Below are 24319 nucleotides of genomic sequence, written 5' to 3' on the forward strand. Positions count from 1 at the left end.
ACGATTCTATTTGAGCTGATTTATGAAGTTCGTAGCACCAGAGTTAACCCATACCAAAAAAGTACGAGTGGTCCATTTGGCGGACCATACAGGGCGCTTACAGGTTATTTTCCCTGAAGATAGCATGCTAGACTTGGCCGCTATTGCACGTTTAACAAAGCGTCGCTTTGATCCCATCGCTAATTACAACACCGCTGGTGACCCTCTTTTACAATCTGCTAACTGCTCTAGCATCATAGAAAAAAGCCTTCTAAAAGAATCTTTTATCGAGATTCGCAGTAATGCGAACAGCCAATATCATCAGCTGTCTACTGAGGATTTTATCACCCGTTTTTCAGGCCCTCTTAGCCGTTTCGAAAACATTTCCATTCACATAGACGACATCCAAAAACCCTCCAGTAATTATCTTAATGACGAACAACAAATGCTGGAGTCTCTCGGTCAATTCCAATCGATCCGACTCAAGCAACGACTGGAAGAAACCTTAGAAATCCCGCCTCTGCCGGCGATTTCTAACCAAATAATACGACTCAGTTCCAATGAGTCATCCGGTATGGATGAGCTGTGTGATGTGATTAGCCTAGACCCAAGCTTGGCAGCACAAGTTGTCAGCTGGGCGGCCTCCCCCTATTACGGTGCAAAAGGGGGCATAGAGTCCGTTAAAGACGCGATTATTCGTGTGCTTGGCTATGATATGGTGATGAACTTGGCACTTGGTCTTTCAATGGGAAATGCTTTTGCGCAACCAGAAGACGGCCCTCGTCACTATGAAGATTTTTGGCTTAGCTCAGTCTCCCATGCCGCTTTGATGGAAGCGCTGGTTGCAGTCGTGCCTATTGCCCACCGCCCAAGTAGCGGGCATGCCTACCTAACGGGCCTGTTGCATAATTTCGGATTTCTCGCGATTAGCACTATGATGCCGCCCCATTTTTCTATTTTATCTCGCTACAAAGAAGCCAATGCCCACCTAACGTCAGACATTGTCGAAATGCAAATTTTGCGTTTCACCAAAGAACAACTTGGCTCATGGTTACTAAAGCACTGGGATATTCCAGAGAATATCTGTATTGCGATTCGTTACAGTAAATCCCCTAGCTACCAAGGTGAATACGCCAACTTAGCGAATCTTCTGTACATTACACACCAGCTTAATAGTCACCAAGAAATAGAGCCCTCTGTTCTTGAGCGCATGGGGGTTTCGTTAGAACAAGTAGAAGCCTGTCATAGCAAAGTCCAGCAATCTTCGGCAGAACTGTATAAAATGGTCGCCCTGATCAACGGTAAGAAGTCTTAAGCCCTATAATGCAGATCAACCATACCATTGCACAGCAATTAGATTACCGCTGGCACCCTATACACAGAGTGAACAAAGCAAAAATCCCAGCGGATTTATGGCCTTGGCTTTCCACTGCGGCCTCATTGACTAAGAAGTTACAACAAGCGGGAACCTTGAGCGTAGAAATATTAGAGGACGGCTGGGGCAAGCCAACCCAAAGAGAAAGAAGAAAGTTGGGACTCTCTCCTCGGCATGCCGCTCGTATTCGCACCGTGCTCCTGAAGTTTAATGGCGAAGCTGTGATTTATGGCCGCTCGATCATTCCAGCACAATCGCTTCGAGGTCACTGGCGTAGAGTCAGCCAACTAAAAGAAAAACCGCTTGGCGGGTATTTATTTCGTCATCGCAACTTATCTCGCAGCACCATTGAAATCGCCGAATTACCGGCTTGCTTATTCCCAGACGTGAATAAAAAAATCTGGGCAAGACGCTCCGTCTTTCAACAATATGGGCCAGGTATATTAGTTAACGAAGCTTTCTTTGATACTATTCTCGACATCAAGCCTATTCTGAGACCTCTATGAGTAAACTACACGATTACGCTGATCTAACTCGCTTTAATCGCCCAATTGGGTCGTTATTATTAATGTGGCCAACACTATGGGCGCTTTGGCTAGCGGCCGATGGCTGGCCCCAGTGGCAATTGGTGGTGATCTTTGTCTTGGGCGTTTTTAGTATGCGTTCCGCGGGTTGCGTTATTAATGACTACGCCGACCGCAAAATTGATGGCCATGTTGATCGCACTAAAAATCGCCCTCTTCCATCAGGGCGAGTCAGTGAGAAAGAAGCATTAGGGCTATTCGCTGCCTTGGTCGTATTAAGCTTTGTGCTGGTGTTATTTACCGATCTGCGTACGATTCTTTTGTCGTTTGTCGGCCTTGGTCTCGCGGCGTTATACCCTTTTATGAAGCGCTACACTCACCTTCCTCAGCTGTTTCTGGGGCTTGCATTCTCTTGGGCCATTCCAATGGCTTACAGCGCGCAGGGAGGCGATTTACTAGACCCCCAGCTATGGATGCTGTTTTTGGCAAATTGCCTGTGGACCATCGCCTACGACACCTACTATGCCATGACGGATCGCCCTGATGATCTCAAGATTGGCGTTAAATCAACTGCCATTCTCTTCGCACAATACGATCTGTTGGTAATCCTTTGTTTGCAAGCATTGACCCTATCTCTGCTACTGTGGATTGGGGTGCTTTCGCATTTACAATGGCCGTACTTTTTGTCCATTTTGGTTGCTATTGTTTTGTTTTACATGCAGTTTAACAAAGCGAAAGGCAGAGAACGCCTACCTTGTTTCCATGCATTTTTAGACAATAATCGCATCGGATATTGTATTTTCATCGGCTTGGCCGTCAGTTATTTGGTTTAAATATGGCAAACATGTGACAATGTAACCTAATTGTCACATTTTGCGGATTAAATAAAACCGTTCCTGAGATGAGGGTGAATCCTGTGACCGGTAAAAAAGTATTAATCATTGATGATGAGTCTTCCATTCGCGAAATGATCGCGGTTGCCCTAGAAATGGCTGGGTACGAATACATGGAAGCCGAAAATAGCCAACAAGCCCATGAAATTATTGTGGACCATAGACCAGACTTAATTCTCTGTGACTGGATGATGCCAGGCGGTAGCGGAATTGAGCTGACTCGACGCTTAAAAAAAGACAGCACCACAGCGGAAATCCCCGTTATTTTATTGACCGCGAAAAGCGAAGAAGACAATAAGATTCAAGGTTTAGAAGTCGGTGCGGATGACTACATCACCAAACCTTTTTCACCTCGTGAACTGGTCGCTCGCTTAAAAGCCGTGTTACGCAGAGCAACGCCACAAGGGGTTGATGAACCGATTGAAATTGATGGTTTGGTGCTTGACCCAATTAGTCAACGAGTCACCATTGGCAGCACGCCCTTAGACATGGGACCAACCGAATACCGTTTGCTTAAGTTCCTCATGACGCATCAAGAAAGAGCCTACTCCAGAGCGCAGTTGCTCGACCAAGTATGGGGCGGTAATGTTTATGTTGAAGAAAGAACCGTTGATGTTCATATTCGTCGTCTCCGTAAAGCCATTGGCACAGACCACGACTCGTTAATTCAAACAGTCCGAGGCACGGGCTACCGATTCTCAGCTAAACGGACCGCATAACATATGAAAACCATTTGGCGACAATCTATTATCCGCTGGCTACTTGGGCTAGCGGCCTGTGTCGTTATCGGGTTAATTATTAAGCAGACTTTTCTTGTTGTCTTAATCTATCTGCTTGGCTCTCTTTATCACCAACTTTATCAGCTTTACCAATTCCATAACTGGTTACGCTATTCCGGCAAAGCACCACCGCCGGAAGCATCTGGTATCTGGGGGGATATCTTTGATGCCGTCTATCGCTTGCAGAAAAAACAACGCAAATCTAAGCGTCGTATGCAGCAAGCATTAACCAGAATCGAGCATTCTACCGCGGCGCTAAAAGAAGGCGTCATCATGGCAGACAGCGAGGGAAATCTGGAATGGTGGAACAATTCCGCCGGCCATTTTTTTGGCCTCATGCGACCGGTTGACCGTGGCCAAGCCATTACCAATATTATGCGCAACCCCAGCTTTTTTCGTTACTTCACACAGAAGCGTTTTGGGGAACCGCTGATCATCAAGTCCCCTGCGAAAGAAGGGGTGTATTTGGAAATTCAAACCACGCTCTATGATAAGAATGACCATCTCATTTTTGTCCGCGATGTGACCCGACTTCACTTGCTAGAACAAATGCGCAAAGATTTCGTTGCCAACGCTTCTCACGAACTAAAAACCCCTCTTACCGTAATCAAGGGCTACTTAGAGACCCTAGACATGTTCAAGGAAAACCTGCCTCCTAGCATGCAAAAAGGCATAGTAAACATGTCTGATCAGTCGGTTCGAATGGAACACTTAATCGAAGACCTATTGTTGCTATCTCGGTTGGAAAGTAACGAAAAACGCGAAGAAGATCAGTGGAATGCCATGCAAGATTTCTCGTCAGCCATCCAAAAAATGGCCACCCCGATACTTTCAGAGAAACATCAGATACGTTTTGAGATCACCACTAATGATCGCATCTATGGCTCCTATAATGAGCTCTACAGCGCCTTCTCTAACCTAGTTGTGAATGCCATTAAGTACTCACCTGATGGCGGAGAGATTGTCGTGACATGGGAGTCGAGTGAGTTTAACGGTGTCTTCTCTGTGAAAGACAATGGCTTAGGCATTGACCCAAGACACATACCACGCCTTACTGAGCGCTTCTTTCGTGTCGACAAGGGACGTAGCTCTAAAACAGGAGGAACAGGCCTCGGACTCGCCATCGTTAAACATGTGCTCATGCATCATGATGCGAAATTACAAATCCGCAGTGATTTGAATCAGGGCAGCGTCTTCTCATGTCATTTCCCTGCAAGCCGAGTACGCAGTGACAGCATCCCTTCTGTCTCCGTTTCTAGCGCCCCGATATCCGAAGAATAAAAAAATGGCCCGCTAAAAAGCGAGCCATTTTCTAATACGATGAACGCTTAGAAGTGATTAAATAACTTACCAATAAACGCCTCTTTTTCTGCATCTTGATCAATAAGCCCTAAGATCACGGTAAGAAAAGTGGAGTCGTGTTTCTTTTCTGTCGTGGCCACCGATTGAATATAGTAATTCAGCCGGTTCACTTGGCCAGCTAGCTCTAAATCTAATACCGCCTGCCCTAGTACTTGAGGCACCACATCATCGCTCTTAATCAGAATAGTCACATCCTGTTTACTCAGCTGAATGACCATGCAGCGAAACTGCTTCTCTTCAAATCTCACCATGGTCGGTATTTTCACGTCTTTACTCGTGACAGCCGTCGCTGCCGGATGAGTAAATTTCGTCGCCTGTACTGGCCGAGTCGATTTGCCAGCTCCCATTAGGACATCGATCGAAGCCGCCGCAACACCACCTTGCCCTGCCGCATTCGCTGCATTTCGAGGCTTTTCGGCAGCAAGCTTACTTTCCATTTTATGTTTTTTGGACGCGCTTAAAATTTTATTAACCAGCTGTTCACTCGAAAATGGCTTGCCTAAATAATCCGTAACCCCGGATTGCACCGCTTCCACCACATTACTTTTATCGCCACGACTGGTAATCATAATAAAAGGGATATCTTCCTTTTTATAATTTGCCTGCTCACGACACCATTTGAGCAGTTCAACACCCGTCATTTCCGGCATTTCCCAATCACACAAAATCATGTCAAATTGGCTTTTTTCAAGCATTTTCTGAGCTTTTCGGCCATTTACGGCTTCTTCCACAACAGACGCTGGGAATTGCTGGCGTATTGTTCGTTTGATCAAATCACGGGTAAAGGACGCGTCATCCACGACAAGAATTTTTATCGACATTATAAAAGTCCACTCGTACGGCCCACTAACGAAGACACATCTCCGTGTTGTGGTCTAAATACCGAAATCCACAATAAAGTCGCGGCAACCACCGCAATCGGCATCACAAATAAGTTAAGCAAAGGTATCGTTAGACACACCATAACGATGCCACCGAATGTCCAACATAACAAAGGTTTAGTGCGCAACATCTGACGCATATCGTGAAAGGCTACCTTATTGTTATCAAAGGCATAATCCATATATTGCAACGATAGCATCCAAGCAGAAAAGAGTAAGAGCAAGACAGGCGCAACAACATTGACGAGGGGAATAAATGACAGCATCAGCAGTAAAATAAAACGCGGTAAGAAATACAGTATTTTTTGCAGTTCACGCTGTAACGTTCGTCCCGTCATCACCAATATGGCTTTGGCATTAAGCGCCTCATCGAATACTTTTCCGGTTTGACGCTCTTCCACTTTCTCGGCAAGAAACGCCATAAAAGGCGCGGCCAAGATGTTGATACCAACCGAGAAGCTGTAAAACAGTAACACTGTGATAATGGCGGCAAAAATCAGATAGAACAACCAGTGCAAAAAGGCCAGCCAACCGGGTAGATAATCCATCGCGATGGTAATCAGATCATTGAAATAACTCAATGCCACCATGTAAAGCAGAGCCATTAAGGCAAAGTTTGCTAACAAGGGCACCACAATAAATATTCTCAACCCAGGTGAAACGGCCAAAGGTAATGCTTTCAAAAACGCACCTGCGGCCTTAAATGGCTGTGTAATCACTCTTCCTACCTTAAATTTAGTCAATTTTTATCATCAATCCTCAGAGAGTAACACGCGCTTATCATGGGCTCCATACAGAGTCTCGACTATCCAGATGACACGCCGCTATTTCCCCCTTAAGCCGCTTGAAAAGCGTCTTTTTAACCGGCTTAAACAAGGTCGATTTTATCCCCAGCGTTTATTTGACGCATAGCTTGATGCGGAATTTCGATTGTGACCTTTTGTAAATTGATGAACTATGAAAGCTCAGCGGTCGCTTAATGCCATGCGATGCACGGCTGCCATTATAAAAATACATAAACAAAAGTTAACTACGAAGGGAACACTATGAAAATGACAAAAACGTTACTTGCGAGTGCGGTTATCGCAGCATCGTTTACCGCTATGCAGGTACACGCAGCCGATGTGCCGGCGGGTGTAAAGCTAGCGGACAAACAAGAATTAGTAAAAGGCGGTGAAAGAGAACCAGCGACACTAGATCCGCAGAAGATCCAAGGAACGCCTGGTTCTCTTCGCGCTAAAGATCTTTTTGAAGGACTTTACAGTGAAGGCGAAGGTGGCAAGCTAGTACCTGGCGTGGCCACAGGCTATACGGTAAATGACGACAATACCGTTTACACTTTTAACTTACGTCACGATGCAAAATGGTCTGACGGCACCCCAGTCACAGCCAATGACTTTGTGTATGGCTTCCAGCGCCTTGTCGACCCAAAAACCGCCTCTGTTTACTCTTGGTACGCGGCCCTTGCTGGTATCATTAATGCACAAAACATCATTGACGGTAAGGCTAAACCGGCTGACATGGGGGTTAAAGCACTGGATAAATACACTTTCCAAGTCACTCTAGATCATCCAGTACCTTACTTCGTTAAAATGACCGTGAACTCGGCCATGTACCCAGCGCCCAAAAAAGCCATTGAAAAATTTGGTGACAACTGGACGAAACCAGGCAACTTGGTCAGCAACGGCGCTTACAAGTTAGACACTTGGATTGTTAATGAGAAAATGGTGTTTGTCCGTAACCATGATTACTGGAACGACAAAAAAACCATTATTAACAAGGTGACTGTCTTACCGATTAAAGATTCAACCGTCGAGTTCAGCCGTTACCAAGCTGGGGATTTGGATGTTACCTCTTTTTCAGGTATTCCGACTAACCGCTACAAAGAGTTATTGAAAACCACGCCGGACGAAGTAAAAGTCACACCGCAATTAGCGGCCTACTACTACGACTTTAACAACCAAAAACCGCCTTTTGATGATGTTCGAGTCCGTAAAGCGCTTTCTTACGCGATCGACCGTACTATCATCACCAAATACGTCACTGGCGTTGGGGAGATCCCAGCCTATACATTTACGCCTCCTTCTGTTGATGGTTTTAAAGCAAAACAGCCTGAATACGCGAAGTGGACACAAGCTGAACGTAATGCAAAAGCAAAAGAACTGCTGAAAGAAGCCGGTTACGATAAGAACAACCCACTTGATTTCACCTTGCTGTACAACACCAACGATGGCCATAAGAAGATTGCCATCGCGGTGGCGTCCATGTGGAAAAAAACCTTGGGAGTCAACGCAACACTTGAAAACCAAGAATGGAAAACCTTCATCGACACTCGTAACCTAGGCAACTTTGGCGTAGCGCGTGATGGTTGGGTAGGTGATTACAACGAAGCCTCTACTTTCTTGGATTTGTTTAAATCTACCAATACCAGTAACAACGCCCATTACAACAACCCAGAATATGATGGTTATATGGCACAAGCGGCCAAAGCGAAGGACCCTGCGCCCTTCTATCAAAAAGCAGAAGATTTAGTGATTGATAAAGACATGGCCGTTGCGCCTATTTACCAATACTCAATCAAACGCCTAGTGAAAACCTACGTCGGCGGTTACAAACCCAACCTTGAAGACAATATCTACACTCGCGATATGTACATCATCGCCCATTAAGATTGCTTCGACCTCTCCCAGCGCAGTCATGCGCTGGGTATTTACTCCCAATTAACGGTTCCTAGTATTAGCCGTCTAGCGGCGACCTAATCAGGTGTTTTTTATGCTCAGATTTATTATTAAGCGCTTGCTTGAAGCGATTCCTACGCTGCTTGCTTTAGTGACTCTTTCGTTCTTTTTAATGCACTTTGCTCCGGGCAGCCCGTTTACCTCAGAGCGTGGTGTGCCGCCCGCCGTGTTGGCAAATTTGCAAGCCAAGTACCACATGAATGAATCCCTAATGAGTCAATATTTTCATTACCTTTGGGATCTGCTGCACGGCAACTTAGGGTATTCCTTTCGTTTCACCGACTTCACCATCAACCAATTGGTCGCACAAAGCTTTCCAGTCTCTGCTGAAATCGGCTTTTGGTCTTTTGTCGTTGCTGTCTCTATCGGTGTGTTATGTGGTGTGTTTGCCGCATTGCGTCAAAACTCTTTGCTCGACTATGGGGTGATGGCCTTTGCCAACATCGGCATGGTACTGCCAAACTTTGTGATTGCCCCCTTGTGCATTCTCTTTTTCTCCATTCATTATCACTGGTTGCCAGCCGGTGGTTGGAATGGCGGAGCTTGGCCTTACTTGATCATGCCTGTTATTGCCATGTCCACCAGCTACATTGCACAAATTGCCCGTATCACTCGCGGCAGCATGATAGAAACCATGCATTCCAACTTCATCCGTACCGCCAGAGCAAAAGGCCTGCCGAAGTCGCACATTATTATTCGTCATGCACTGCGCCCAGCGATGCTGCCTGTGGTGTCTTATCTAGGCCCGGCTTTTGTCGGCATTATCACCGGCTCCGTGGTGGTGGATCAGTTTTTTGGTACCGGGGGCATTGGCCAGCATTTCGTAAATGGTGCGATCAATCGTGATTACTCTATGGTCATGGGCATCACCATTTTGATCGGCACGTTGACCATTCTTTTTAACGCCATTGTCGACATCGTTTATGTCTTCATTGACCCAAAAATTCGTTACTAGAGCACGTCACCATGATAACAAATAAAGAAAATATAACGGCCGTAACACAATTCGCCGAGCAGGTTGTCGAAGTAGAAGGCCGCAGCTTATGGCAGGATGCTCGACGTCGTTTTTTCAGTAATAAAGCCGCGGTAATTAGCTTAATCATACTGTCGATAATCGCCGGATTGTCCATCTTTGGCCCTATATTAAGCCAATGGAATTACGCTGATATCGACTGGGAAGCCCTCTCCGATATCTCAACATTAGGCAGCCCTAGCATCGCCTCAGGGCATTATTTTGGCACCGACCCACTAGGCCGAGATATCTTCGTACGCACCATGCAAGGCGGTCAAATATCCTTAATGGTCGGGGTGCTCGGCAGCTTTGTCGCCATCGTCATTGGCACTCTATATGGCGCCACATCTGGCTATATGGGCGGCCGCGTAGACAGTGTGATGATGCGTTTTCTTGAAATCCTTAACTCGTTTCCTTTTATGTTTTTCGTGATCATTATGATGACGGTATTCGGTCGTCATATTTTATTGATCTTCGTCGCCATTGGCGCCGTTTCTTGGTTAGACATGGCGAGGATCGTTCGCGGCCAAACCTTAAGTTTAAAAAACAAGGAATACATTGAAGCCGCTTACGCTTGTGGTGTCTCCACACCCAAAATCATTTTGCGTCATATCGTGCCAAATGTGTTGGGCGTGGTGATCATTTACGCGACCTTATTGGTGCCGAATATGATTCTCCTAGAATCCTTTATCAGTTTCTTAGGGCTTGGCGTACAAGAGCCAATGACAAGCTGGGGAGCCTTGATTTCAGAAGGCGCTCCAAACATGGAAATTGCGGTTTGGCAGCTAGCTTGGCCCTTGGCCTTTTTGGTCGTCACCCTGTTTTGTTTTAACTTCCTAGGCGACGGTTTACGCGACGCTCTAGATCCAAAAGACCGCTAGGAGGCGACCATGACATCCTTGAACAATACGCCCAAACAGGCGACCAACAACATTCTAGAAGTCGACCATCTGAGGGTCAATTTCACTACGCCAGATGGCCAAGTAACCGCCGTCAACGACCTTAATTTCAATCTCGCTCAAGGCGAAACACTTGGCATCGTTGGTGAATCCGGTTCAGGCAAAAGCCAAACCGCCTTTGCACTCATGGGGTTGCTCGCCGGTAATGGCCTAATCGAAGGCGAAGCTCGCTTTGAAGGACAGAACATTCTTAGCCTAAATGAAAAGGCAATGAATAAGATCCGTTCGGAAAAAATCGCGATGATTTTCCAAGATCCTATGACGTCATTAAACCCTTACATGAAAGTCGGTCAGCAATTAATGGAAGTGCTGATTTTGCACAAAGGCATGAGCAAAGCCGATGCGTTTGAGGCGTCTGTGAAGATGCTCGACGCGGTCAAGATGCCAGAAGCCCGTAAGCGGATGAAGATGTATCCTCATGAGTTTTCAGGCGGCATGCGCCAACGAGTAATGATAGCAATGGCGCTATTATGCCAGCCGAAATTGCTCATCGCCGATGAACCAACAACGGCGCTTGATGTAACAGTACAGGCGCAGATTTTGACGCTCTTAAATGAACTGAAAGCGGAGTTCGATACCTCCATTATTATGATCACCCACGATTTAGGTGTGGTGGCTGGGCTCTGCGACAAGGTACTGGTGATGTACGCGGGTCGTACCATGGAATATGGCCTAACAGACGATATTTTCTACCATCCGACTCACCCTTATACGCAAGGCTTATTAGAGGCGATTCCTCGTCTCGATAGCAATGAGGGCACGTTGGCCACCATCGCAGGCAACCCACCCAATTTATTAAACCTACCCACTGGTTGCCCATTCCAAGAACGCTGCCAGCACGCAGAGGACCGCTGTCGTAAAGAAGCACCCTCGCTAGAAGAGTACCAAGCAGGAAAATTGCGCGCTTGTCATAAACCGATTCATTGGGAGCAGGCTGTATGAATAACGCAACCAACACTGTATTGATGAAAGTAGAAGATCTAAAAGTCCATTTTAATGTCAAATCTGATAACGCATGGCCGTGGCAAAAAGGCCAAACGTTAAAAGCCGTCGATGGTGTCGACTTGACCATTTTTGAAGGCGAAACCCTAGGCGTCGTAGGCGAATCAGGCTGTGGTAAATCCACGCTAGCACGCGCGTTATTGCGCCTTGTGCCGATTACCGAAGGTCATGTTGTTTGGCTAGGACAAGACCTAACCGACCTCGACAAAAAACAAATGCGCGACAAACGCCAAGAACTGCAAATGATCTTCCAAGATCCGTTGGCGTCATTGAACCCACGCATGACAGTCGGTGACATCATTGCAGAGCCATTACGCACCTTTAAGCCTCATCTGTCCAAGCAGGAAGTGAAAGATCAGGTACGCGCTATCATGGACCGTGTTGGCTTATTGCCCAATGTCATTAACCGCTACCCTCATGAGTTCTCTGGCGGCCAGTGCCAACGCATCGGCATTGCTCGCGCTTTGATTCTCAAACCCAAATTGGTGGTCTGTGACGAACCCGTGTCGGCATTGGATGTGTCTATTCAGGCGCAGGTCGTAAATTTGCTTAAAGAGCTCCAAGCAGAAATGAGTTTGTCCTTGGTCTTTATCGCTCATGATTTGAGTGTCGTAAAACACATATCAGACCGTGTTCTTGTGATGTATCTTGGCAACGCAGTCGAATTGGCAAGCAAACATGCTCTGTATGATAACCCTCGTCATCCATACACCCAGGCCTTGTTATCTGCCGTGCCAGTGCCAGACCCTAAGCATGAGAGAAACAAAAAGATCCAACTCCTTCTCGGCGACCTCCCCTCCCCGATCAATCCACCATCAGGCTGTGTCTTTCGTACTCGCTGTCCGCATGCGAATGAAGAATGTACCCAGCAAAAACCGGTTCTCGAAAAGCTATCAGACCAACACCAAGCGGCATGCATTCGCCTTGCTGAACTTGCGTAACCAAGCTTGACTCTCTCCTAACAGCGCCCTATATAACTTACTGGGCGTTTGTTATAACCATAGACGTTATTGTGCTCAATCACGTTCTCTGCAAATTGTCCGCACTTTGTTATGATGAAGAATGACTAAATCATAAGGGATCTATGTATGCGTGCATTTCTATTATCTGTGATGCTACTTTTCGTCACACCAGTGTTTGCACTGCCTCAGCCTACTGGACCCGTACTATTAACCTTAACGGGTAATGTCGCCAATACGAACGTTGGCGACAGCGCACAACTCGACAGAAAAATGCTGGAGGCCTTACCTCAGCATAAGCTCACCACAACCATGGGTTGGGTTAGCAAAAACGAACGCCCACACGACTATATTGGCTTTTCCGCCATGGACTTACTAAAGCTAGTGGGTGGCACAGGCGCCACGTTAAGAATCAGGGCGCTTAATCAGTATGTCATTGATATTCCAGTTAGCGATTTTGTGAAGTACGGCGCTATTTTTGCCATTAAAAAAGACGGTAAAAACATTAGTATCAGAAACCTAGGGCCAATAATGGTGCTCTACCCATTTGATGATAATGAGCATTTGCGCAATGAGGTTTACTATTGGCGAGCCATTTGGCAAGTCAGCTCGATCAAGGTACTCACCAATAGCGCTCAGGAAGAATAAAATATGCTAACGCGATTTATGCAAAAACTCTTTCCGCCTAAATTGCAGCACTGGTACCTTTACGGGTTAGCCACTTTTTTCATTAGCACTCTATTACTCTCCTTCAGTCTCGTTATCTATTCTAGCGATGGCTCACAAGCGACCAAGCAACGAATTTATGAAGACTCTCTTTGGAACTCATTACAATTTCAGTTGCAGTCGTATCGCTTTCTTAACTATCTGGTAGAACTCGATAAAAACGATCTGCCTCTAAACGGCGCTGCCTATGCGCAATACGATCTATTAATGAGCCGTGTCGACCTGTTACGTAACGGTGAAGTGGGTTATCTGATTCGCGGCTTAACCGGTGGCAGAACCGTACGCCTGCTCAATATCATTACTGGTGAACTGGAGCTGATCAGTTTAAACCTGTCGAAAATCGAAGAAGGCGACCTTTCCTATCTCAATGATATGACGACTCGGTTAAAGCGACTCGATAACCAGGTTAACGAATTTACCGTGCTAGTCAGTCAAGGCACCAATAAATACATCGCCCGACAAAGACGCGCCCTAGGGGACAATCTAGAACGCGTCCGCATCCTCATGGTGTGCTTTCTTGCGAGCTTGTTTTTACTCTGCTTTTGCATTGTGAAAGGCTTATCTGTGTTCAGAAAGAATCAGAAAAAAAACCAACAGTTGGTTCAAGAAGTCCAAGATATTCATGATGAAAAAGCCAAAATATTGGCGCTTGTCGTGCAAGAAACACGACCTCAAATCCAGGCGTTATTAGGACAACCCTCCAGCTCAGCAGACAAAAACAACGGCTCCAGCCCCACCTTCTCAACGAACGTTAAAGAATCGGCAAATGAGCTGCTGCATACGATTAATATGTTTTCTGATTTGGTCTTGATGGACGCGCAAAAGCTCAATTTGGTGACAACCACCGAATCATTGCAAAAAAACCTCGACGACTATGTGCATATTTTCGCCCATAAATTACAGCCCAAAGGCTTAAAATTAGTGAGCTATATTGATCCTGCCTTACCCTCCATGATCAATCTAGACTTCAAACGCATAAAGGAAATCCTCTTAGAGCTACTGCAAAACGCCATTAGCCATACCTCAAAAGGCAGCATTAGCATTCATGTTAGACCTTCTAGCTTGGCGCCCCCGCAGAACAGCAACGGGGGCAATCACTTTGCCATGTTACAAATAGCCATAAAAGACACGGGCTTTGGGTTAGAAAACTCGCTTCAAAAACACTTACGCTCGTCTCCTCTAACACAAAATGACCAGCACTCTATATTACAAAGCGACATTGGACTGGGTCTGTCCCTTTGCTATCAGCTCGTTCACTTAATGGGGGGCGACATTCACTTCTCGAGCGAACCCAATACGGGAACCGAGTTCTGGGTTGATATTCCTTATGAGACAGACCAAGAGCACACAGAAGAGAGAGAGACTTTCGTTTGTTCTTTGCAAAAAAGAGCGCTTATTTTCACCAAAGACATGCATTTAGCCCAATTTCTACGCATGCAATTAGGGGATTTGAATATTGAGGCGGGATACTATTCGGAAGGCCCTCATCACGAAGAAGAGGAAATTGATCTGGTGATCATCACTGAACCTGACTTGATCAGCCCAGAAACAGAAGCCAGTATTCTACAATGGCAAAAAAATGGCGCGCTGGTTTTATACGATCATCTCCTTGAGCTGGATGCAGAACACTGCCCTTACTTAGCGAGCGCGCAAAGTATCACTTTTCCCCTAACGCAATCTCAGCTAAACATACGCATCAAGCACTTTTTCCAGCGCTCATAGCATTGTCTTAATGTCTTATTTCACCGCGCTATGGCCGCCAGTGTGGCGGGCAGCTACCTCATTCTTCAAGCAAGGCCAAAGCGCGTAACAACACCTTATCTTACAGCGACCAAGTGAAATCCGTTGCGGCCACAAACGTGTCAACCAATCTCTCTAAACCGATTTGATCCGTTGCCGAGAAGCGTGCTGTTGATGGGCTGTCCATATCAAACACTCCCACTAAGCGCCCCTCAACCACAACCGGGATAACCACTTCAGACGCCGACGCGGAATCACACGCGATGTGGCCTGAGAAGGCATGCACATCTTCAACGCGTTGGGTTTCTTGGTGTAAGGCAGCGGCGCCACATACGCCTCGTCCAAAAGGTATCCGAGTGCACGCTACTTTGCCAACATAAGGCCCTAAAACCAGCGCTTCGTTGCGGGCAAAGTAAAAACCCGCCCAATTTAAATCCGCTACCGTTTGCATAATAAACGCAGAAAACTGAGCGGCGTTGCAGATCAAATCACGCTCCCCTGTCAACAAGCCGGCCAACTGGTCGTTCAATTCCTGATAATACACTTCAGGTGTGCTATTCGAGTTGACGTCTATCTCAAACATGGGTGCTTACCTAATCAATGAAAATAATCATCGAATGATAGGCAAAGTCAGATCAAGAACCAATATGAAATACGTAAAAGAATGGGGAATTGAGAGGCGCGATAGGGAAAAGCTGCCCTTGGTCACAACGCGACCTAGAGCAGCTCATACTCATCAAAACAAGCGATCAATATAACAAGGTGATTACTGGTTTACTTGGGCAGCAATCTCATGGGCTGGCGTATGACGAACATCCACCCCTTTCACCATAAACACCAAATGCTGGCATACATGACGTGAGTAATCGCCAATTCGCTCTAAGGAGCGTAAGACCCAGATAACGTTCAATACACGAGAAATACTGCGAGGGTCTTCCATCATGTAAGTAGCCAAAGAACGCAACGCCGTTTTGTATTCTTGGTCCACCGAATGGTCTTGTTTTACAACGGCAATCGCGGCATCGATGTCTAAACGGGCATAAGCATCCAAGGTATCGCGAATCATACGTGACACCATTTGACCAATACGGTTGATCTCTACATAACCGCGAGGAGACTCACCTTCATCAATCAATTTCAGCGTTAATCGTGCAATTTTCTTCGCTTCATCACCCATACGTTCAAGCTCACTGACGGCTTTACTGATGGATAAGACCATGCGTAAGTCACCAGCGGCTGGCTGACGTTTTGCCAGTATACGGTTACATTCCTGATCGATGATGCCATCCAGCTCGTTTACCGTAGCGTCTTTGTCTTTCACATCTTCAGCTAAAGAACCATTGCTATCAATCAAAGCTTGAACGGCATTCTGTACTTGTAATTCAACCACACCACCCATCGTCAGAAAGTGCTGACGTAAAGCTTCCAGCTCGTTGTTAAACTGTTTCGATGTGTGATCTGATGTTAGTTCTTTCATAATTAGTCCTTCCGCCTCGATGCCTTAATGACTGTAATGCGGTTTAATGGAAACCCGTTGATTGACTGTATTGCTTTAGCGTTTGGTTTTTCATCAAGGCTTAAAAAGCCATTAAGCAGTCCTTCCCAAGAAAATAAACAGAACACCAATATAAGATATTTGCTTACTCTATCACCAGACTACTCATATTAAGCCCGAACTATAACGCCACTGTGTTACAGAAATGTTAAAAACAGACTTTCCAGCACACCGCTCAGGGACTATTTCTCATCATAAGAAGATTCCCATATATTCCGATATCCCATAGACTGTTTCCTTACAGTAATATTCTACGTAAACAACAATTACAACTACGGTGATAAGCGAGAGTTTTATGAAAGCAATGCAGATAATGAATTATGGCCCAGCAAGCGATCTAACATTGGTTGACGTTGACACACCAACAATAAATGCAGATCAGGTATTGGTAAAAGTCGGCGCGGCCGGCGTCAACCCTGTCGATACTTACATTCGCTCAGGTGTAAATAATTATTCTGCGACCTTTCCTCATACACCAGGTTCAGACGGTGCCGGTACCGTTATGGAAGTGGGCGCAAACGTTGTTGGTTTTACCGTCGGACAACGCGTGTATTTTAGCCGCAACCTAGGCGGTTCTGCCGCTGAATACACCATTTGTGCGCCAGATAGACTGTTCCCTCTAGCGGACTGCCTAAGCTTTGAAGAAGGTGCTTGCCTTGGTGTTCCTTTCACAACGGCGCATCGCGCACTGTTTGGACGTGCGCAAGCAAAAGCCGGCGACAAAGTATTGATCCATGGAGCCACTGGCGCCGTTGGTACGGCAGCAGTACAGCTTGCGTTAGCCGCAGGAATGGAAGTTGTTGCCAGCGCAGGCACTCAAGCGGGTGTTGAACTGCTTAATCAACTGGGTGTGACGAACGTCATCTTGCACAATGAAGACAATCATTTAGCGCCTTTTCAGTCACTTGAAAACGGCTTTAATGTGATCATTGAGATGCTCGCCAATCACAACCTAGATCAAGATTTAAAAGCCTTGGCTTTTGGTGGTTGTGTGGCCGTTGTTGGCAACCGAGGAACCGTGGAGATTAACCCTAGAGACTTAATGGCTCGTGACGCCTCTGTTATTGGTGTCGCCTTGGCAAATGCTCAACCAAAAGATCTACAACTTATTGCCAAAAGCATGCTGCCGCTGTTTCAAAAAGGCGTATTAAAACCCGTCGTTCGTAAAAGTTACCCATTAACCGAACTCGCACAAGCGCACGATGACGTCTTATTATCAGGCGCATTAGGCAACTTAGTGGTTCAAGTTAACTAGCCATTACCGACCGAAGACACCTTATAGATCAATAAGGTGTCTTTACTATCACGCAACACCGCGAGAACGAACTAACGGACTGAATAAATCTCATCATCTCCCCTCTACTAAAGGCCTATTAAGACAGCTATACTTGGGATTATTTTCCACTACTATATTGATGAGTTTATGTACTTTGACTTCTTCTGAATCTGACGTTTTCAGTTTGCCTAATGAAGCCGATACTCACGACCATGATTACCATCAACTTGTGGTGGTGGTTGATGGTAAGACGGACTTCGATATTGAGGGTAAAAGCAGACAGCTTCCTACTGGTGGTGGCTGTATTTTGCCATCTGAAAACAGTCATGCCTTTGCGGGCCTAGGCGACAATCAGATCATGGTGGTTAACCTTCCTATTCCACCACAAAAAGCCATTACCGACGAAGAATATGAGATAGTGTCACGGCTCTTTGACCAAGCGGCCTACTTTCAATTAAATCCTAGGTTACAAATTCTAGCCTCCGCCTTATCTGGCGAGCTACAACAATACCCAAACGACCCAATGTTAGCCAGAGCCTGTGGTAACACCTTACTCAGCGCTATTCGCCATCAGTTGACGAATAACAAAGACGTAAGAGTCCGTGGCAACCAGCTGGACATTACTAAGCTGGATCAGTTTATCGAGCTCAACTTATCGCGCCGTGTTCATATTAGTCAGTTAGCCAATTTTTGTTTCTTAAGTGTGAGCCAATTTCACGAACGCTTTAAAGAACGAACCGGTATGACGCCTCACCAATATTTAATGCGCAAGCGCTTAGAACGCGCTCAAAAATTATTGAGCGAAGGGTTTCCGCCTATTCAAGTGGCAGAGATGTGTGGTTTCTCAAGTCAAAGTGCAATGACGAATGTGTTTTCTCAAACATTGGGGATTACGCCACTGCGTTATCAAAAACAATTTCCAAAAAGTTAATATTTCCACGTTTTTGGAAAATATTCCATTTCGCTAAATGACAATATCTAAAAACCACTTACGCACCATTCGTAAGCATTTCGATCATTTTAGCGACAGTTTTTGCACAGTTATCGAGCGATGTACGTTTTCTTCCATTAAAATCGGATTTTCTTATAAAAAAAACCGACTTTTTCGAAAGACAGTTTCTACACTCTGTCACTAAAGTGTGTCCATTATCCAGACATGCAATTTTTTGAAAATTAACAGTAAAAATGAACCGTTAATAAAAAAGCAAAAAATCGCCTGATGCTCTATAACAACACACGGTCTAATCAAAAAAAGCCAACCGGCTTTTTGATTTGTAGCGGGAGAATCCGACCATGTTTAAAGCAATTGAAGTATTACAACCCAACTTCATTCAGCGACCACTAAACGAATTGTGGCAGCTCATTTCTCCTCTTTACAATACGGATGAGGAAAAGTGGTTAAACGAATTATTACCTTTAGCTAAGCCGACTGACGCTGCGCTAAAAACCTGCACGGATGCTGCTACACAATTGATCGAACAAGTGCGTAAAGACGATGACAGCATGTCTATGATCGACGCCTTGTTGCTGGAATACAGCCTAGACACAAAAGAAGGCATTTTGCTGATGTGTTTGGCCGAAGCACTAATGCGTGTGCCAGACAAAGCCACTGCAGATGCTTTCATCAAAGACCGTTTAAGTGTGGCCGATTGGGCTTCTCACGCTAAAAACTCTGATTCCTTCTTCGTTAACGCGTCAACATGGGGACTTTTGCTAACCGGCAAAATCGTCACTATGGACGAAAAAAGCGATGGCACACCAGCCAACCTAGTAAACCGCATGGTAAACCGTGTTTCTGAGCCAGTGATTCGTAAAGCGATGAACCAAGCGATGAAAATCATGGGACATCAGTTCGTACTGGGTCGCAACATCGAAGAAGCCTTGTCTCGTGGCAAAAGCTACCGTGACAAAGGTTACACCTACTCTTTCGACATGTTGGGTGAAGCCGCACTAACTTCTGCAGATGCAGACAAATACCTAAAGTCTTACGAGCAAGCGGTTGAATCCGTTGGTCGTGATACGTACACCAAAGGCTACCGCCCAACCATCTCCATCAAACTGTCTGCACTGCACCCACGTTACGAAGTGGGCAGCGAAGAACGCGTGATGACTGAGTTGTTCGAAAGCGTAAAAGGCCTTATCACGAAAGCACGTGCATTGAACGTCGGTATTACTATCGATGCAGAAGAAGCAGATCGTCTTGAATTGTCTCTTCACCTGTTCGAAAAACTGTACCGTGACGAAAGTGTTCGTGGCTGGGGCTTATTTGGTTTGGTTATTCAAGCCTACTCAAAACGCGCGCTACCTGTTCTCGCTTGGCTTGCCGCTTTGGCTAAAGAACAAGGTGACCGCATCCCTGTTCGTCTTGTAAAAGGCGCTTACTGGGATTCTGAGATCAAACTTTGCCAACAACGTGGCATCAATGGTTACCCGGTTTACACTCGTAAAGAAGCGACAGACACTTCTTACTTGGCTTGTGCCCGTTTCCTATTGAGCGAACACACTCGCGCGAACATCTTCCCGCAGTTTGCGAGCCACAACGCACACACAATTGCGACCATCAGCTGCTTAGCACAAGAGCTAGGTGCGACCACGCAAGAATACGAATTCCAACGCCTTCACGGCATGGGCGATGCGTTATACAACAGCCTAATCAAAGGCAATGACATCTGTGTACGTATCTACGCACCAGTAGGTAGCCATAAAGATTTGCTACCTTACTTGGTTCGTCGTCTACTAGAAAACGGCGCCAACAGCTCTTTCGTTCACCGTTTGATCGATGCTCGTTGCCCAATTTCTGAATTGGTAGATCACCCAGTAACAACGCTAGAAGGCCGCAAGTCTCTATCGAACCCAAACATCAAACTGCCAATCGACATGTTTGAAGACCGCAAAAACTCGTTTGGTCCAAACATCGAGATCGAATCTGATTGGGGTCCATTTAAAGCCAAAATTGATGCCTTCATGACGCAAGACACTCAATGGCGTGCTTTCCCTATCGTGGGTGGCGAAAAAGTAGAAACAGGCCAAACACATACCATTACTAGTCCATATGACCACAGTGAAACTGCGGGTCAAATCGACTGGGCAGACGCAGCAACGGTTACTAAAGCCATTGATCTAGCGGATGCGGCTTTCCCTGCATGGTCTGCACGTCCTGCCTCTGAGCGTGCTGATTGCTTAGACAAAACTGCCGACCTAATGGAAGAAAACTACCCAGAGCTAATCGCGCTTTGTCATCGTGAAGCGGGTAAAACCATTCAGGACAGTATTGACGAAGTCCGTGAAGCCGTGGATTTCTGCCGTTACTACGCGCAACAAGCGCGCAGCAACTTCGCAGCGCCTCACACCTTTACTAACTACCTAGGTCAAGAACAAAGCGTTCAACTGACAGGTCGTGGTGTCTTCACTTGTATCAGCCCTTGGAACTTCCCATTGGCGATCTTCTCTGGACAAGTTGTAGCGGCATTGGTTGTTGGTAACACAGTGGTGGCGAAACCCGCTGAACAAACCAGCTTAATCGCGATTCGTGCGGTTGAATTGATGCACCAAGCCGGTGTTCCTACTGATGTACTTCACCTACTTCCAGGTGACGGTGCAACCGTTGGTGCGCCAATCACAAGCGACAAACGCATTGCAGGTTTGGCCTTCACAGGTTCAACCGGCACAGCACAATTGATCAACCGTACCTTGGCAGCTCGTGGTGTTGCACCGGTTCCTGTTATCGCAGAAACAGGTGGTCAGAATGCCATGCTAATCGACTCTACTTCTCTGCCTGAGCAAGTCGTTCGTGATGCCGTGCGTTCCGCCTTCGCTTCTGCTGGTCAACGTTGTTCAGCTCTGCGTGTCATGTTTGTTCAAGAAGACATCGCTGATCGAGTTATTCCGATGATCAAAGGCGCCATGCAAGAACAATCTGTTGGCTTACCTTACCTACACAGCACAGACGTGGGTCCAGTGATCGACAAAAAAGCCCAAGCCATGTTGCTTGAGCACATTGAACGCATGAAAGTAGAAGGCAAATTGATCGGCGAAACCGCATTGCCGACGTTTGCTGACAAAGGAACATTTGTTGCACCTACTGCGTTTGAAATTGCCACTATTGATCAGCTAACGGATGAGAAATTTGGTCCTATCTTGCACGTGGTTCGCTACAAAGCGAAAGACCTAGATAAGATCATCGATACCATCAACAACTCAGGGTTTGGTTTGACCATGGGTGTTCACAGCCGAAATGAAACGACATGTGCACGTATCGCACGTCGCGCTCGCGTTGGTAACTTGTACATTAACCGCGACCAAGTTGGTGCCGTTGTTGGTGTACAGCCATTCGGTGGCCAAGGCTTATCAGGTACCGGTCCTAAAGCGGGCGGTCCACATTATCTACAACGCTTCGCTATTGAAAAGCAACTTTAAGGCGAGCAGAGGAGACAAGGCAATGACAATCGTACAACCTGTTCAAATTCAAGTAGCAGACAAAGTATTTGAAGCATGGGATTCTCTAGGTGTAGAAGGTCGTGACGAGCATTTAGCTCGCACCCTTACCCTATTCCCTGAAGCGCAACGTAAAATGGCGGTTTGGCAGATCGATAACGCTCAGCGTGAAATCGCTGAAACGTTAACTATGGTAGGACCAACAGGTGAAAGCAATGAGCTTTCTACTCAAGGTCGTGGTGCTTTCCTATGTCTTTCTAACGATGACAGTGAAGCGGCTATCGTTGGTTTAGTTGGTCAAGTGTTTGCGGCCTTGATTGCGGGGAACCCAGTCATCACCGTGGGCCCTAAAGGCCAAGAAATCATGGATAAAATCGCCACGTCGGTTCCTGAAGGTGTGATTCAAAACATCGCAGAATCAGCACTAGATTCTATCGTTGAAGCGAATAACCTAGCGGGCATCGCCATTTTGTGTGATGACGCAGAAGCGCAAGCATTAAACCAACGCCTAGCAGCAAAAAGCGGCTTGATCTGTCAGCTAGTCATTGAAAATGACAGCCAGAACTTAACGACTATTGCGGCACCGCATTACATTTTGCGCTTTGTTACAGAGCGCGCTATCTCTATCAACACCACAGCAATCGGCGGTAACGCGACCTTGCTTGAGTTGGGTAGCTTAGACGAGTAATGCAAACGACTCAGAGACCCATGTCTCTGAGTCAAAGTTTCTTTTTCAATAGAGACCTCCCTATTGAACTGATTTACCCTCTTTCCTCGAAAGAGGGTTTTTTTTGTCTTGAAAAACAGCGCTAGCCTAATCTTGGCGTGTAATCCCAAGCCACTCGTTGGCCGGTTTCGGCGGATTGCTCCGCTAAACATAAGCCATAAATAAGTTGGCAAGCCTGCTCCATGGAAACAGGGGCATCACCTTTACCGGCAATGGCATGGCCTAATTGACGATAAAAAGCCGCGTAGTCGCCCTGTGTGGCGGACTCTTGGAACGTTTCTATGTCATTTTGAGTGTGGGCGACAAAACGAGTGTTACGCTGCTGTGCGGCTTGTGAGGGGAATTCAGACTGCCAGGGCATTTGCCCAGCACGTAACGCTTCTTCTTGTGGGTCTAACCCCACACATTGCCAACTGCCTTGTGTAAAACGCGCATTAAAACGACGCATGTCACCTGCTTCAAATGGCGTTGATCCTAAACGAATGCGCTTATCGTCGTAGCCTAGCTCCAGCTCAAACCAGTCGTGTGTTTGGCAGCCTTCTCGCAGGCAATCGATACTCGCATGAAGCCATTTTGGCGCGCCGAAAAGAAACAAGACTTGGTCTAATATGTGCGGTCCAAGGTCCCAGAAAATCCCCGTCCCCACACCAGGCTCTTCACGCCAACGGGCTTGAGCCAGAGGCCGAAAGCGGTCAAAACGAGAATCTAGGTGCTTTAATTCACCCAGTTCTGCGCCATCAATAAGGGCTTTCAGGCGCTGCAAATCCCCATCGAAGCGACGATTCTGATACACGCAAAACACCAAACCTTGCTGCTTGGCTAAGGAGCAAAGCGCTTCGATCTGGCTCACACTCGTCACCGAGGGTTTTTCTAACAACACATGTTTACCGCTTTCGAGCGCACTTTTTGCCTGCTCAAAATGCAACGCATTCGGTGTCGTAATCACCACCAGATCCACATCAGAAGCGGTAAAAACCGCCTCTGCTGTCGATACTACAGTCACTTCTGGCAGCGCGGTGTGCACCTCTTCTACCTTAGAGCTGCACACATACGCCATCTCCATATCAGGATCATTGATCACAAACGGCGCGTGAAAAACACGCCCAGATAAGCCGAAACCAATCAAACCAACACGAATTGCCATGCTCTACCCCTTCCTTTTACTCTTTATTGTTATAAACAGTTTACAGGCAATAAATGAAATTTGCTGTAAGCAAAGAAATAGCCCAACACTCTGGACTTAGTAGCTAAAGAATGGAGGAAAGAGAGCGAGTAAGAGGTTTATTCAGGAAAAAGACCCTGCAGACTTTTTTAAATTATCTCGCTGTCTGATTTGCGCTGAGCTTGCGAAGCAGGCGCAAGCAAATCAGACAAGGAGATATTTCATCTACACCGAAG

The 24319-nt window shown here is 46.4% G+C and carries 21 protein-coding genes; 16 read left to right on the forward strand and 5 right to left on the reverse strand.

Annotated elements, in window-relative coordinates; translation table 11 throughout:
- Positions 1-22 precede the first annotated feature (22 nt).
- The 5 genes from ACIGBN_RS10275 (at position 23) to phoR (ending at position 4831) form a co-directional block, all read left to right on the forward strand.
- Positions 23-1294, forward strand: a complete 1272-nt coding sequence (locus ACIGBN_RS10275) for an HDOD domain-containing protein (RefSeq protein ID WP_133002202.1) — start codon at positions 23-25, stop codon at positions 1292-1294.
- 8 nt (positions 1295-1302) lie between these two features.
- Positions 1303-1860 (forward strand): chorismate lyase, encoded by a 558-nt coding sequence (locus ACIGBN_RS10280; RefSeq protein ID WP_243711938.1) that lies wholly within the window; start codon positions 1303-1305, stop codon positions 1858-1860.
- Positions 1857-2711: a 4-hydroxybenzoate octaprenyltransferase gene (gene ubiA / locus ACIGBN_RS10285; protein WP_341566354.1), complete on the forward strand. Its 855-nt coding sequence runs from the start codon at positions 1857-1859 to the stop codon at positions 2709-2711. Before ACIGBN_RS10280 ends, ubiA begins: the two co-directional genes overlap by 4 nt.
- A gap of 83 nt (positions 2712-2794) precedes the next feature.
- A complete protein-coding gene (phoB, locus tag ACIGBN_RS10290; protein WP_133002205.1) occupies positions 2795-3490 on the forward strand; it encodes a phosphate regulon transcriptional regulator PhoB in 696 nt (231 codons plus the stop codon).
- A gap of 3 nt (positions 3491-3493) precedes the next feature.
- The gene (phoR, locus tag ACIGBN_RS10295; RefSeq protein WP_133002206.1) at positions 3494-4831 is read left to right on the forward strand and encodes a phosphate regulon sensor histidine kinase PhoR; all 1338 of its coding nucleotides are present in this window, start codon (positions 3494-3496) and stop codon (positions 4829-4831) included.
- A 47-nt stretch (positions 4832-4878) separates the two neighbouring features.
- Here the strand turns inward: phoR and ACIGBN_RS10300 are convergent, their stop codons facing one another.
- Positions 4879-5733 carry a response regulator gene (locus tag ACIGBN_RS10300; RefSeq protein WP_396665257.1) on the reverse strand — a complete coding sequence of 285 codons (855 nt, stop codon included), beginning with the start codon at positions 5731-5733 and terminating at the stop codon, positions 4879-4881.
- Positions 5733-6512: a sulfate transporter CysZ gene (gene cysZ, locus ACIGBN_RS10305; protein ID WP_133002208.1), complete on the reverse strand. Its 780-nt coding sequence runs from the start codon at positions 6510-6512 to the stop codon at positions 5733-5735. Before cysZ ends, ACIGBN_RS10300 begins: the two co-directional genes overlap by 1 nt.
- Before the next feature lie 327 nt (positions 6513-6839).
- Between cysZ and ACIGBN_RS10310 the strand changes: the two genes are divergently transcribed.
- From ACIGBN_RS10310 to ACIGBN_RS10340, 7 genes are all read left to right on the forward strand, one after another.
- Positions 6840-8462: an ABC transporter substrate-binding protein gene (locus tag ACIGBN_RS10310; RefSeq protein WP_396665259.1), complete on the forward strand. Its 1623-nt coding sequence runs from the start codon at positions 6840-6842 to the stop codon at positions 8460-8462.
- A gap of 103 nt (positions 8463-8565) precedes the next feature.
- The gene (oppB, locus tag ACIGBN_RS10315; protein WP_133002210.1) at positions 8566-9486 is read left to right on the forward strand and encodes an oligopeptide ABC transporter permease OppB; all 921 of its coding nucleotides are present in this window, start codon (positions 8566-8568) and stop codon (positions 9484-9486) included.
- A gap of 11 nt (positions 9487-9497) precedes the next feature.
- Positions 9498-10424, forward strand: coding sequence for an oligopeptide ABC transporter permease OppC (gene oppC, locus ACIGBN_RS10320; RefSeq protein WP_133002211.1), 927 nt, complete (start codon positions 9498-9500; stop codon positions 10422-10424).
- Positions 10425-10433: 9 nt separating this feature from the next.
- Complete coding sequence (oppD, locus tag ACIGBN_RS10325) at positions 10434-11444, forward strand: oligopeptide ABC transporter ATP-binding protein OppD (protein ID WP_396665262.1); 1011 nt, start codon at positions 10434-10436, stop codon at positions 11442-11444.
- The gene (gene oppF / locus ACIGBN_RS10330) at positions 11441-12445 is read left to right on the forward strand and encodes a murein tripeptide/oligopeptide ABC transporter ATP binding protein OppF (RefSeq protein WP_133002213.1); all 1005 of its coding nucleotides are present in this window, start codon (positions 11441-11443) and stop codon (positions 12443-12445) included. The genes oppD and oppF overlap by 4 nt, the downstream gene beginning before the upstream one ends.
- Positions 12446-12592: 147 nt before the next feature.
- A complete protein-coding gene (locus tag ACIGBN_RS10335; protein ID WP_133002214.1) occupies positions 12593-13111 on the forward strand; it encodes a hypothetical protein in 519 nt (172 codons plus the stop codon).
- A 3-nt stretch (positions 13112-13114) separates the two neighbouring features.
- Entirely contained in the window at positions 13115-14911 is a 1797-nt protein-coding gene (locus ACIGBN_RS10340) for a sensor histidine kinase (protein ID WP_396665264.1), read from the forward strand.
- Between the two features lie 100 nt (positions 14912-15011).
- Here the strand turns inward: ACIGBN_RS10340 and ACIGBN_RS10345 are convergent, their stop codons facing one another.
- Both ACIGBN_RS10345 and phoU read right to left on the reverse strand, forming a co-directional pair.
- The gene (locus tag ACIGBN_RS10345) at positions 15012-15512 is read right to left on the reverse strand and encodes a GAF domain-containing protein (protein WP_133002216.1); all 501 of its coding nucleotides are present in this window, start codon (positions 15510-15512) and stop codon (positions 15012-15014) included.
- 183 nt (positions 15513-15695) lie between these two features.
- Positions 15696-16406, reverse strand: coding sequence for a phosphate signaling complex protein PhoU (gene phoU, locus ACIGBN_RS10350; RefSeq protein ID WP_133002217.1), 711 nt, complete (start codon positions 16404-16406; stop codon positions 15696-15698).
- Between the two features lie 373 nt (positions 16407-16779).
- Here phoU and ACIGBN_RS10355 point away from each other — a divergent pair, with 373 nt between their 5' ends.
- The 4 genes from ACIGBN_RS10355 to ACIGBN_RS10370 all read left to right on the forward strand — a co-directional run bounded on the left by ACIGBN_RS10355 (position 16780) and on the right by ACIGBN_RS10370 (position 22882).
- A complete protein-coding gene (locus tag ACIGBN_RS10355; RefSeq protein WP_133002218.1) occupies positions 16780-17739 on the forward strand; it encodes an NADPH:quinone reductase in 960 nt (319 codons plus the stop codon).
- Positions 17740-17914: 175 nt separating this feature from the next.
- Positions 17915-18691, forward strand: a complete 777-nt coding sequence (locus tag ACIGBN_RS10360; protein WP_133002219.1) for an AraC family transcriptional regulator — start codon at positions 17915-17917, stop codon at positions 18689-18691.
- Positions 18692-19053: 362 nt separating this feature from the next.
- Positions 19054-22176: a bifunctional proline dehydrogenase/L-glutamate gamma-semialdehyde dehydrogenase PutA gene (putA, locus tag ACIGBN_RS10365; RefSeq protein ID WP_396665267.1), complete on the forward strand. Its 3123-nt coding sequence runs from the start codon at positions 19054-19056 to the stop codon at positions 22174-22176.
- A gap of 22 nt (positions 22177-22198) precedes the next feature.
- The gene (locus tag ACIGBN_RS10370) at positions 22199-22882 is read left to right on the forward strand and encodes a 1-pyrroline-5-carboxylate dehydrogenase (protein ID WP_341566360.1); all 684 of its coding nucleotides are present in this window, start codon (positions 22199-22201) and stop codon (positions 22880-22882) included.
- A gap of 121 nt (positions 22883-23003) precedes the next feature.
- Here the strand turns inward: ACIGBN_RS10370 and ACIGBN_RS10375 are convergent, their stop codons facing one another.
- Positions 23004-24065 carry a Gfo/Idh/MocA family oxidoreductase gene (locus tag ACIGBN_RS10375; protein ID WP_396665269.1) on the reverse strand — a complete coding sequence of 354 codons (1062 nt, stop codon included), beginning with the start codon at positions 24063-24065 and terminating at the stop codon, positions 23004-23006.
- Between the last annotated feature and the right edge of the window lie 254 nt (positions 24066-24319).

The organism is Marinomonas sp. NPDC078689 (genome assembly GCF_044542435.1).
GTDB lineage: Bacteria > Pseudomonadota > Gammaproteobacteria > Pseudomonadales > Marinomonadaceae > Marinomonas > Marinomonas arenicola.

Bases quoted from the DNA above. Each gene is read 5' to 3' on its own strand.
- ACIGBN_RS10335 (WP_133002214.1), top strand. From the start codon at position 12,593: ATGCGTGCATTTCTATTATCTGTGATGCTACTTTTCGTCACACCAGTG.
- ACIGBN_RS10310 (WP_396665259.1), top strand. From the start codon at position 6,840: ATGAAAATGACAAAAACGTTACTTGCGAGTGCGGTTATCGCAGCATCG.
- phoU (WP_133002217.1), bottom strand. From the start codon at position 16,406: ATGAAAGAACTAACATCAGATCACACATCGAAACAGTTTAACAACGAG.
- ACIGBN_RS10370 (WP_341566360.1), top strand. From the start codon at position 22,199: ATGACAATCGTACAACCTGTTCAAATTCAAGTAGCAGACAAAGTATTT.
- phoR (WP_133002206.1), top strand. From the start codon at position 3,494: ATGAAAACCATTTGGCGACAATCTATTATCCGCTGGCTACTTGGGCTA.
- ACIGBN_RS10355 (WP_133002218.1), top strand. From the start codon at position 16,780: ATGAAAGCAATGCAGATAATGAATTATGGCCCAGCAAGCGATCTAACA.
- ACIGBN_RS10375 (WP_396665269.1), bottom strand. From the start codon at position 24,065: ATGGCAATTCGTGTTGGTTTGATTGGTTTCGGCTTATCTGGGCGTGTT.
- putA (WP_396665267.1), top strand. From the start codon at position 19,054: ATGTTTAAAGCAATTGAAGTATTACAACCCAACTTCATTCAGCGACCA.
- ACIGBN_RS10345 (WP_133002216.1), bottom strand. From the start codon at position 15,512: ATGTTTGAGATAGACGTCAACTCGAATAGCACACCTGAAGTGTATTAT.
- oppC (WP_133002211.1), top strand. From the start codon at position 9,498: ATGATAACAAATAAAGAAAATATAACGGCCGTAACACAATTCGCCGAG.
- ACIGBN_RS10300 (WP_396665257.1), bottom strand. From the start codon at position 5,733: ATGTCGATAAAAATTCTTGTCGTGGATGACGCGTCCTTTACCCGTGAT.
- oppF (WP_133002213.1), top strand. From the start codon at position 11,441: ATGAATAACGCAACCAACACTGTATTGATGAAAGTAGAAGATCTAAAA.
- oppD (WP_396665262.1), top strand. From the start codon at position 10,434: ATGACATCCTTGAACAATACGCCCAAACAGGCGACCAACAACATTCTA.
- ACIGBN_RS10340 (WP_396665264.1), top strand. From the start codon at position 13,115: ATGCTAACGCGATTTATGCAAAAACTCTTTCCGCCTAAATTGCAGCAC.
- ACIGBN_RS10275 (WP_133002202.1), top strand. From the start codon at position 23: ATGAAGTTCGTAGCACCAGAGTTAACCCATACCAAAAAAGTACGAGTG.
- ubiA (WP_341566354.1), top strand. From the start codon at position 1,857: ATGAGTAAACTACACGATTACGCTGATCTAACTCGCTTTAATCGCCCA.
- oppB (WP_133002210.1), top strand. From the start codon at position 8,566: ATGCTCAGATTTATTATTAAGCGCTTGCTTGAAGCGATTCCTACGCTG.
- ACIGBN_RS10280 (WP_243711938.1), top strand. From the start codon at position 1,303: ATGCAGATCAACCATACCATTGCACAGCAATTAGATTACCGCTGGCAC.